The 11344-nt window shown below is 49.4% G+C and carries 11 protein-coding genes; all 11 read left to right on the forward strand.

Features of this window, described 5'->3' with window-relative positions:
* A partial coding sequence (locus L693_RS0116310) for a phage tail sheath family protein (RefSeq protein ID WP_025718311.1) occupies positions 1-1131 on the forward strand: 1131 nt, incomplete at its 5' end.
* A gap of 122 nt (positions 1132-1253) precedes the next feature.
* Complete coding sequence (locus tag L693_RS0116315; protein WP_007429163.1) at positions 1254-1661, forward strand: phage tail tube protein; 408 nt, start codon at positions 1254-1256, stop codon at positions 1659-1661.
* Positions 1662-1761: 100 nt separating this feature from the next.
* The gene (locus tag L693_RS0116320) at positions 1762-2196 is read left to right on the forward strand and encodes a phage tail assembly chaperone (protein ID WP_025718313.1); all 435 of its coding nucleotides are present in this window, start codon (positions 1762-1764) and stop codon (positions 2194-2196) included.
* Between the two features lie 176 nt (positions 2197-2372).
* Entirely contained in the window at positions 2373-4373 is a 2001-nt protein-coding gene (locus L693_RS0116330) for a hypothetical protein (RefSeq protein WP_025718315.1), read from the forward strand.
* A gap of 36 nt (positions 4374-4409) precedes the next feature.
* On the forward strand, positions 4410-5051 hold the full coding sequence (locus L693_RS0116335; protein WP_025718316.1) for a LysM peptidoglycan-binding domain-containing protein: 642 nt from the start codon (positions 4410-4412) through the stop codon (positions 5049-5051).
* Entirely contained in the window at positions 5048-6025 is a 978-nt protein-coding gene (locus tag L693_RS0116340) for an XkdQ/YqbQ family protein (RefSeq protein WP_025718317.1), read from the forward strand. Before L693_RS0116335 ends, L693_RS0116340 begins: the two co-directional genes overlap by 4 nt.
* A complete protein-coding gene (locus tag L693_RS0116345; protein ID WP_025718319.1) occupies positions 6018-6425 on the forward strand; it encodes a hypothetical protein in 408 nt (135 codons plus the stop codon). Before L693_RS0116340 ends, L693_RS0116345 begins: the two co-directional genes overlap by 8 nt.
* A complete protein-coding gene (locus tag L693_RS0116350; RefSeq protein ID WP_025718321.1) occupies positions 6418-6882 on the forward strand; it encodes a DUF2634 domain-containing protein in 465 nt (154 codons plus the stop codon). Before L693_RS0116345 ends, L693_RS0116350 begins: the two co-directional genes overlap by 8 nt.
* The gene (locus L693_RS0116355) at positions 6882-8033 is read left to right on the forward strand and encodes a baseplate J/gp47 family protein (RefSeq protein WP_025718322.1); all 1152 of its coding nucleotides are present in this window, start codon (positions 6882-6884) and stop codon (positions 8031-8033) included. Before L693_RS0116350 ends, L693_RS0116355 begins: the two co-directional genes overlap by 1 nt.
* Positions 8034-8040: 7 nt before the next feature.
* Positions 8041-8649, forward strand: a complete 609-nt coding sequence (locus L693_RS0116360; protein WP_370881011.1) for a YmfQ family protein — start codon at positions 8041-8043, stop codon at positions 8647-8649.
* 1 nt (position 8650) lies between these two features.
* A complete protein-coding gene (locus L693_RS0116365) occupies positions 8651-11281 on the forward strand; it encodes a hypothetical protein (RefSeq protein WP_025718325.1) in 2631 nt (876 codons plus the stop codon).
* The last annotated feature ends 63 nt before the right edge of the window (positions 11282-11344 follow it).

The raw sequence follows: 11344 nt of genomic DNA on the forward strand, positions 1-11344 counted from the left end.
CCAACAGATGTGCTGCGTTTGCAGGCGTTGTACACAGGTAGCCGTGGTAATGGTTTTGCTGTAACTGTACAGCCGACTTTGGGTGACGAGCAGGCGCGTGAAGTGCGCCTTTATGAAGGAACCAAGCTGCTGGGTACGTACAAAGGCAGTGACGGAACGGCCGCTTCGATTGCAGAAGCCATCAACAAAAACAGCGAAAACGTATGGGTGAAGGCCGAGGTTGTCGGCAATGGCGGCATTCCGGCGGATGTCAGCGGCGTACACCTTACAGGCGGCAACAGCGGTAATAGCAAGCTGGTGAATGCCGATTACATCGCCATGCAGGAAGCGCTTGAAGGACAGGAATTTAACGTGCTGGCGCTGGATTATGCAGCCGATATGGCATTGCTGCAAAGCTTTGCCGCCTGGATCAAGCGTGTTCGCAGCGAGGGCAAAGGCGTAATCGCTGTATTCGGCGGTTCCGCGGCAGATGATGTGTCCAAAACGGCTGTCAGCGTGGCCTCTGCGCGCTCCCTGGCCTTGAACCATGAAGGCATTGTGAACGTGGGTACGGGTGTGCGTCTGGCAGGTACGGACTACAGCTCCGCCCAAACGGCTGCCTATGTAGCCGGACTGATTGCAGGCCAACGGCTGAACCAATCGGCGACGTATGCGGTTACGCCTTTTGAGGACGTGACCCGCCGCTGGACACGTTCCGAGCAGGAGCAGGCTGTCCGTAACGGGGTCTTCCTGTTGTTCTTCGACGGCCGTCAGGTTAAAGCGTTGCGCGGAATCAACAGCCTGGTGAACCCGGCTGCCGGGCAAAACAACGCCTGGAAGAAAATTCGCTCCATCCGTGTCATGGACGCCATTAACGCTGACTTGCAGCGTGCAGCCGAGGAAACTTACATTGGCAAAATCAACAACACGGTGGAAGGCCGTCTGGCACTCATCGGTGCGATCAAAGAATATCTGGCACAGCTGTCTTTGAGCAACGTGATCGAGGCGGATGGCTACGATGTCATTCTCGATCCGGCATACTACGGCGATGCTCCAGTCATCAAACCGGAGCCAGACCAAGTGTTCCTGCAATGGAACGTGAAGCTGACCGACGTGATGGAGCAGTTGTTCGGCACATTTTACGTGCAATAAATAGGCATTTTACACGCATAAGCATTGTGCGGCAATTCAGCAGGACTGAATTCGTTTTTTAACAGCAAGGATTTTGGTAAATCCGAAACTATATTATGGATTATTTTGAGGAGGAAAAGGAAATGTTGGATGCTTCAAGAGTCATTTTAGGTACGTATGGTCAGGCGCATGTGGACGGGGTGTGGCAGACGAATATCAATAAGCTGGAAGCCAGCGTGGAAATGGAAAAACGCGAGCTGAATCTCGTGGGCAATGAGTGGAAGGTGCACAAGCGTGGTATCAAAAAAGGGACGGGAACGATGAGTGGCTACAAGGTTACGTCCGATATGATTCGTCGTGGTTTTAACCGTTTTGAGATTATTACCAAACTGGATGATCCAGAAGCCTTCGGACATGAAAGTATTCGTCTCATCCGTTGCACTCCCGACAAAATCCAGCTTGCCAACTGGACAGCGGGCGAGGAAGTACAGGAAGAAACAACCTTCACTTTCGAAGGCTATGAACTGCTTGATCCGATTGTAGCGAACTAAATTGAAAAACGGGGGATGGGGTGCTGTCAGGCATTCCGTTCTCCAAATACAAATAAGGATTTTGCAAAATTCTGAAATTAAAAATAAGGGAGAATGACTTATGAGCTTGAATGAAAATATGACAGAAGAACAAATTTTGGACAGCCTGTTTGAAGCTGCTGAAAAGCTGCCGGAGGAAACGGTCCGCATCAAGCGTCTCGATATGAAAATTGTGCTGCACGGCCTCACCTCCAGCAAAGTAGACAGCATTCGTGAACGCTGTACGGTTCGACGGACCGTGAAGGGTGCAGTGGATGAAAAGGTAGATACCGAGACCTTTAATGCCCTGTTGATTTCCGAAGCTACTGGCAAGCTGGAAGTGAAGGGCTTGTCCCTTAATGGATGGGGCGATCCCCGGATTACAAGCCGTTTGAAGCTGTCCGGTGGCGAGCAATCTGTCCGTCGTATGCTGCTGGCGGGTGAGCTGGATGCGGTAGGAGATAAGGTGCTCGAACTGTCCGGCTTTGGCGTTGAGATTGCTGATCTAAAAAACTAATCGGCTCCGGGGGAATGACGACGATGCTGTACCACTTGTGGGTCCGGCACCACCTCCGCCCCGGAGACTTTTGGCGGCTTCCCCGCGGCGAGCGTATGCTGCTGCTGGCGTTTGCCGAGCAGGAAATGGACAGCATGGCAGCTTCAAAGGCATAAACAAGGAGGTGAACATGATAGATGGCAGAAGCATTAAATTACCGCATGAACCTTGTAATAGATCCTAAAAACGTCATCAAGGCGAACAGAGAACTGCGCGCAATGGAACGTTATTTTGAGCGGATTCAAGGGCGTGTGTTGAAAATCGGCCGTACCCGCATGGCCCCGGAAATCGTGCTAAACGATATGGCCTCCAAGGGCTTGGATAATCTGTTGAACAAGATTAACCGGGTCAAATCCCAGTTCATTAACGCCTCAGGCAGTGTGGATTTGAAGGTGAAGAGTAGTAGTAGTGTGTCCATTGCCGGTGTTGATTCTCTTGTAAAAGCGCTAGATAGTAATACAAGTGCAATTAAACTTAAAGCTTTACTCAAAGAAGACAAGCCCAAAGAAGAGGAGAAGAAACTTCCTCCATGGGCTGAGAAACTACAAAAGGCATATGAACCTGTCAAGGTTGTTCAGGATGTATATAAAGGGGTTACAGGCGCAGATTTAAGTCTTCAAACGTTTAAAAAGATGCCCGCCGCTTTTATGGAGACCAAACAAACGTGGAAGGAAGGCGGAGCAAAAGGGGTACTTAAAAAATTCTTTTTTCCGGATAAGAAACAAGAGGTAGCTGAAGGTAACACGGAAGGTGCGACAGGTAATACGGACCTTGCGGAGATTAAAGAATTAATTAAAAAATTAATCCAAGTTACCTCAGATAGGTCTACTGGTGGCGGCGGTGGCGGATTTGGTGGCAATGGCCCGGGAAGAAGAAGCAGGCGTTCAGGAGGCAGAAGGTCTGGTAGCAGAGGCGGTGGTCGCCGATCTTCGGGTGGTCAAAGAGATTTTAATTCAAGAGCCGGAGATATTGCCAGGAACAATACAAGAGGCCAAAACTCAACACGAGGAAACAGAAGCGGACGACAAAGCGCCGCAGGCCCTGCAGAATCCAATCCCCGGATTAATCCTAACCGAAGAGTTCCAAGTCCAAGAAATAATCCGAGAAATTCTCCGAGAAATCGTCGAGGTCGTCGCTCTTCCAAGTCTAGTGGTGTTCTTGGCATTGTAGGCGGCTTGCTAAATGGTGAAACAGATATAGATGCTTCCTCTGTTTTGGATATGGTGAAGGACAGCGGATTAGTTGAAAAAGTGAGTAAAGGCCTTGGTGTAAGCAAAAAGCTCATTAGTGGGCCTTTGGGGGTTCTGGCAGATGTAGCAAGCATAGCTACATCAGCTCCGGGCAAGGAACGCGCACAAGCGATTGGTTCCACTGTAGGTGGGGCCGTTGGGAGTACGGTAGGGGGAGCAATAGGGACATTTTTGCTTCCAGGTGTTGGTACTGCTGTTGGCTCATATGTAGGCGGTTTAGCCGGTGACTTCTTAGGTGGTAAAGTGGGCGGCTGGATTTCAGATCATGGCTCTGAAATCCAGGAAAAGGCCTCCAAAGTAACAGGCTGGCTTTCTGACCAAACCAAAGCCTTTGGTGATAGCATTTCTAACTTCTTTTCTTTTGGCGGAGATGACAAGCCTAAGAAGGAAGTAAAGCCACCTGAAGTTCCTAAACCTGCAATCCCACCTCAACCTGCTGTTGCTGTGGCTACCAAACCATTAACACCCATGCCGCCTTTCCCTGGAACTCCAGTGGTCTATGGGCCTCCACAACCGGGGGCAAAAGGTGTCCCTAATCCTTACGGACCTATGGCTATTACCAATCAAGGCGTAAATCCAAGCCCGATGCTGAATACTGCGGCTCATGCGAACAATGGAGCCAAAGCTAAAGGCAAAGCCAATGGTAATCCTACACCTCAAGTGGTACAGATCAGTCCTGAACAAATGGGAACACTGTCAGGCTTTTTGAAGGATTTTAAAACCGAAACCACCAACCAATTCAATCTTCCTGCGGGGGCTGTACAGGTCACTGTGCATGAGAACAAGCTGGATGTGGATGGGCTTATTACACAAATTGGTTACCGTCTGAAAGCTGAAATCTTGCGGGCAACCCAGAATACCAAGCCTGCGGGCGCTGGAGCTATGTAATGCAGTGGATGGTAGCTATAGGGGAGGAGGAAAGAAATGGATTTCAGTTTGACGGATGGAAAAGGATTTAAGTTTGTTTTTCCGGTGAATCCCGAGGAAGTGACGATCTCACGGCAAAAGGGATTTGATACAACGACGATTTTATCCTATGGGGAGTTTGATTTTCCGCAAGGAGAGAAGGTGAAGGAAATCTCCTTCTCTTCTTTTTTTCCCAAGGAGTATGATGAATCATATTGTAAATATCAGGATATTCCCGATCCGCAGGAGGCTATGAATACGCTAAATGGTTTCTTGTTGTCCCAGAAGCCATTACGCTTCATTATTAGCGGGACATCCGTGAATGTGCCTGTTATTGTAGCCTCTCATAATTCGACCTTTCGGGGCGGTGAATCCGGGGATGTGAATTTTGATCTTTCGCTGCGGACCTGGAGGGAAATGAAGGTATCCAAAAAAGCTGGCAGCGGGCCAAAGTCCGCGACAGTCAACAAAAAGCCTCGCACAGATATGAAAGAAAAGAAAAAAACATATACGGTTAAGTCCGGGGATTCCTTGTCCAAAATTGCCAAGCTGGAGCTGGGGGACAGCTCGCAATGGAGTCGTATTTATCAGCTTAACAAAAAGGTCATTGGGCAAAATCCGAATGCGATTAAACCAGGACAAAAGCTGGTGCTGTCATGAGCTATAAAGTCATTTTACAGGACAAATATGATTTATCTCCGCTTGTGGAAAATATCAATTTGCGGGACTCACTGGAGCAAATCGCTTATCAGGGCACAGTTAATCTGGTTGTTACGTCCGATATGCCTGTCATTTCTCCAGGGATGTCAATCCGGGTTAGCGGGATTCCGTATGGCAAAAAAGACTATGTCCCTTTGTTGTCACCAGCGGTGATCTGGGAAGTGGAAACCTCCAACAGCGGGCTTAAACGCATGACGCTGACGCTGTATGATCGTACGGTGTATTTGGACAAGTCAGAGGATGAATATTTACTTCCTGCCAAGCAGACAGCTACCCAGCGTTTTCAGAAATACGCGAGGGATTGGAAGCTGAAAATCGCTTCTTTGCCGGATACGAAAAAGCCGCTCGGACGCGCGGTATACCGGACACAGTCCATTTATTCCATGATGCTGGGCGATCTGCGGGAAACGGCTAAGGCGGGCGGCAAGCTATATCATCCACGGATGATCTCTTCCGGCTTGGAGCTGTACGAGCTGGGAACGAACAAAGATGTGTATGTGCTTGAGAGAGTCACGGATACAACACAATCCCGTACGCTGGAAGGCGCCGCCACCAGAGTAAAGGTGCTGGCTACGGCGGCCAGTGAAACAGGCAAAGAGGTTCCCTCCAAGGTGATGGCGATTCAGGAAAAGGATATTGCCAAATATGGAACCTTGCAGGTGATTGTGCAGGATGACGAAGTGAAGTCCGGTGCAGCCGCACGTGAGTTGGCGAAAAGTAAGCTGAGAGGCATACAGCAAACGATATCCGTGAATGCGCCGGACATGAACACGATTCGAGCAGGAGACGCGGTGCTGCTGGGTTCCATGAAGCTGCTGGTGATTTCCGTGAGCAGGGAATTGGGGAATCCCGGCAGCATGTCCCTGGAGCTGGGAACATATGACGATGTAAAAAGGAGGTTTTACCTTGAATAAGGACCCCTACGGGCATTTGGTCACCGCTCTGCAATCCTCATTTCACAAGCATACCAAGCAGGCGCTGAGCGGAGTAGGCGCGGTACTGGGCACGATTACCTCCACCGGACTCAAGCTGGACGATTTTAAACATGAGCTTCAGGATTATCTGGTCGCTGAGCTGCCGGGATTGCTGTCTGTACCCCGTCATATGTATAAAGGGACCTCGACCATGGTGGAATCGGAGAATTGGGAAGGCAAAGAGCTGAAAACCTCCTTTTATATCGGGGAGGACGAGCTGGAGGATGTGAATCTGAGCCTGAGCGAAGGACTTAAGCCGGGAGATCGTGTACTTGCGATTCGGGTGAATAGCGGTAACGATGTCGTTGTCGTATGCAAGGTGGTGAGTGGACGTGGCTAATTTATTTCCAGAAACAGATGATATGGTCTGGACAGATACAGATATGACCGACCCGGATGTGCTGGAGGATAATCGGGCTGTATTTGGGCGAAGCTGGCGGTTTGATTTTGAAGCAGGAGAGTTTGTCATGAGCCCCAGTCGTAAAATCGTGGTTACAGGTGAAAAGGAAGCGTGGGTGCAATGGTGTGAAAAAGCAATTCGCACCTCTCGCTACCGTCATGTGATCTATTCTCCTGACTATGGCAGCGAGCTGGAGGAGCTGATTGGCAGCAGCTATGGGCATGGAGTGCAGGAAAGTGAAATTAAACGCATGGTCACGGAAGCGCTGCTGGCAGATGCTCGCACGGCCAGTGTGGATCAGTTCACATTTCGCTGGGAAGGTGAGGCATGCCATTTTAGCTGCCAGATTACGAACGTGCGGGATGAAACGGAAATTGTGGAAAGTGTGGTGATCTAATGGCAGACTTGCCGGAATATTTGGTAGACCAGACGGAAGAGGAAATTTTAAATCGAATGCTGGAAAAAGTGCCTTCGGACATTGATAAGTCCGAGGGCTCTTTTATTTGGGATGCGCAGGCTCCGGTAGCATTTATGCTATCCGAAGCTGCGATCTGGGCGCAGGAGCTGCTGCGGCGTGGCTTTGCCAGCACGGCAGCCAGCGACAACCCGGATTTTCGCTCGCCAGAGCTGGATTTGCGAACAGCAGAGCATGGGGTGACACGGCGAGCAGCGGTCGCCGCCTCAGGTATAGTCACGTTTACAGGCACAGCGGGAACGACCGTCCCGGCCGGAACGCTGGTAGCGACTCCGGCAGATGATGTATCCGGGGAAGCATCCATTGAGTATGCGACCACGGCATCGGTTACGCTGGATGAACAGGGGACAGCTGTTGCAGCGATTCGAGCCATCAATCCCGGACGTAGCGGCAACGTGCCTGCGGGTGTCATCCAAGTGATGGCGACCCCGATTAGCGGGATTTCCTCCGTGATCAATACGGAGGAGACGAAAAGCGGCACAGACATTGAGAGCGACCAGCTGTTGCTGGAACGTTTTTATGCCAAGGTGCGAAACCAGGGTACAAGCGGTAATAAAGCACAGTATACCCAGTGGGCGAATGAAATTGCCGGAGTTGGCGGTGTGGAGGTTGTTCCACTCTGGAAAGGGCCGGGAACAGTGGCTTTATATGTGCTGGATAGCGACAAACGAGCTGCCAGTCCGGATATCGTGGCTGCGGTGCAGAAATATATTGACCCGACGCAGGATGGACAAGGCGAAGGGCTGGCCCCAGCGGGCCCTGTGGTGACGATCATGCCAGCGACAGAGGTGGAGATTAACATCTCGGTCAAGGTACAGCGTACCAAGGAGAAGCCGTCTACACTGGATGAAATCAAAAAACTGATCGAAAGCGGTGTGCGAGCTTATTTGAGGCAGCTTGCTTTTTACAAGGAAGACCCGTTGGTTCGGTATACCCGAATTTCTGCTGTTCTGCTGGACATTCCGATCATTATTGATTTTTCTGAGCTCAAAATTAATGGGCAGAGCAATCAGAATATTGAGATTGGATCAGGTCAGGTGGCCGTGCTGGGGACGGTGAGTGTCAGTGAGTAATGATGAAATGAACCGTAGTGCCAGCGCGTCCTTTTCTGGTCGAGCTATGGGAGAGGATATCCAAATCAACAGCTTGCGGGGACGCGAGCTGTTTTCTTTTTTACCGTCTTATTATGAAACCTCACGAGTGATGCGTTCCGATATGGATGCGAAGGGCAGCGAATTGGACGCTTTGTATCTCGCAATGGACGCAACGGTAGGACAGTTTTTCGTGCGTACTGCTACTTGGGGATTGGAACGCTGGGAAATGGAGCTGGGTATCGAAACCGACCTTGCGAAGCCATTGGACCAACGGCGTGCGGTGGTGGAATCGAAGCTGCGAGGAGCAGGGACTTTTTCTGGACGGCTTGTCAAAAGTGTAGCCGAGGCGTATGACGGGGGTACGGTAGATGTTACTTTTCACCCCGCCGAATGGGGATTCACGGTCAAATTTATAGATACCATCGGGATTCCACCCAACGTGGAGGATCTAAAGGCAGCCATTGAGGAGATCAAGCCCGCTCACATGGCGGTTGAGTACAAATTACGTTACCTGACCATTGCCGAAGTCGAGTCTATGACCCTCTATGAAAACGAACATACAACACAGGATAGATATTTAGGAGGTGGCGCATAACATGGCAAGTGAGAAGACACCAAATCTTGGCTTAAATCAAATTGACCGCACGTCGCCCAAAACAACGTATTTTGATCTGGAGAAGTATCTGGATCAAAACTGGCGCGCTGTAGACGATTTTGCAGGTGATGTAAATGATGGTGTGAATGAGATCAAGAAGCGTCTGGATACGACGGAGCGTAAGGCGGTAACTCTGGAACCCGGGGTGCAGATTGTTCATGCGGAAAAGGCTGCACCATTTTCTTTGTCTGGAATAACCGGACGAACACTAGTTAACCTGCTTGGGCGTGCAGGCTCTTGCGACCAAATCAGCAGCCTTTTAGGTTGGGAAGCTGATCTTGCAGTTGATACATCTAATAAGGCGCAGGGGGCGGGATCTATCAAGGTCACTGCAAAGAACGCTGCCGGCGTGTATAATGTGTACAGTGCCGGATTGAAGCTTACTGGCGGGAGGTACTATATCGCCCTAGCTGATGTTAAAAACATCAATGCTTCAAACAGTATCTATGTTAATTTTTCGGCAGGCGGTAATAAGGCACTCAAGCAGTCCATGGATCCGAGTAAATTTGTAACGATCTATACAAAATATGCACCGGCAAACGATACACCGACAAACTTGGAAGTTTCATCGATTTCGACAGCAACTGGTCAAGCTTTTTATGCAGACGCTATTCGTCTCTATGAGGTCAGCGCTTCAGAATATGCAGCGCTGGATAGCATGACTCCCGAACAGGTAGCTGTCAAATATCCATATGTGGACAGCGTAATGCCTGCGCGTAATCCGTATGCGATTCGATATGGGGAGAATTTACTTCCACCTTTTTATGAATGGTTAACAACAGGTCACAAATTATCAATAAATTCGCCATATTCTATTGAGGGAGAGCTTTTGAGCGGAGCAATAGGGACTGATGCATATGCAGTTATTTATCTTGATGTAATTCCGAACAAAGAGTACACGATTACTAATCCAGCTGAAAGCACAGGTAAAGTACGGATATCCGCGTTTAACAATGCAGGAACACGTATTCAAGGCATATTTATTAATCCTGGTGAATCACGGGTTATAAAGATGGATGCATCTGCTGTTCGAATTGGTGTGAATGTTAGTGGTGTTACACAATACACGAATGAATTTGATGTTAATGCCTGGAGTTGGCCTGTAGGTACGAAACGTAAATTTTACAATCCAATTCTCAACGTTGGCAGCACCGCCAAACCATTCAAGCCACGTGAAGATTCAATGCTTGCGCTACAAACAGACCTGTACGCCGATCCAGTTACAGGAGCCAATGCGGATACAGTTTTCGAACGTGACGGGCAATACTTCAAGTCCAAACGATGGCAGGGGCTAATGCTTGATGGTAGTAGAGCATGGATACCTGGTGAAGGTGGTGCTACTAACGGAAACAGGCAAGTTAAAGTGACAGGGCTGGCGATTGGAGCGGTAGCAGGTAGCGGTATAGGCACAAAATATGATGGAAAACTACTACCGCAAGGAAGTACAGGCAGTTCAGCAGATACGAATGCCGTTACAGCAGCCGGAGAAATTTACTTCGGCATTCCAGTTGCAGACAGTGGATGGGCTGACGGATACCAACCAACGCAGGACGACATCAAAGCCTACTTTTACGGATATAAGGCGTATGATGCAAATACCATAACGCCAGCCCAGGCGCAGGCTGCAACATCGGCAACCTGGAACGGTACGGGTACAAAGTATTGGGTGCAATGTATCGGTGCGCCTAACTTTACTCAATCCGTACCACAACAGGCATACGCAGGGTACACACCGTACCAACTCGTATACCAACTCGCTACGCCTACGGTTGAGCCTATCGTATCTGAGGGCCAGCTATCCTTTATTGAGGGAGAAAATCAGGTAGAGGTAGGCACGGGGATTGTATTGCGTGAGAAGGCTAAACTTTACCAAGAGTTAGACACGAAGCGCTGGAACATCAACAATGGTTCTCCTGGTGAGTATCAAGCATCCTTGCTTTCCTACAGAGTTAACAGGTTCATTGGAATTTACAATAACTCTAAACCGGACACGTGGACCCTTTATCCTAATACGACCACACCAGCGGGAGCCTTGGCGCATAAAATCAGTTCCGATTTTGATACGTTCGCAGCTTACACCGTGTCGTACCTAGCGTTCATTTCTTCTCCTATCGTCCCATTTACTGGCTCATATGCAGCTAACGAAAAGACGCTGCTGACGGACTTGGTAGACAACGTACAGCAGAACGCGACGCGGGTGTCGGTGCTAGAAAATAAGAAGGCAGAAAAGGATAACCAGTCGTGGATTACACCAACATTGCTTAATGGGGTTACGGGAGAGACCACGGGGCCGGATTTCCAGCCGCAGTATATTAAAATGTCGGATGGCCTTATTAAAATGCATGGGTCAATAAAGGTACCGACTTCTAACGCGACTGTGACGTTTTTTAGATTACCAGAAGGGTATAGACCTAAAACCCTAACGGTATTAACCTGCGCAGCATCTGATGCGGTGTCCGCCGATAAAACAGCCGTAATTGCTATATCCCCTGACGGGCGTGTTGAAGTAGTAGGCAGGGGAGGTTACGGCTGGATACGTTTAGATGCCGTTCAATTTATAGCAGAAGTTTAAGGAGGGCAACATATGAAAGCAGTCACAAAAGTAAATACAGACGGCCTCTATCTGGAGGACGAG

It is taken from the genome of Paenibacillus sp. 1-18 (assembly GCF_000520755.1).
In the GTDB taxonomy this organism is placed as follows: domain Bacteria; phylum Bacillota; class Bacilli; order Paenibacillales; family Paenibacillaceae; genus Paenibacillus; species Paenibacillus brasilensis.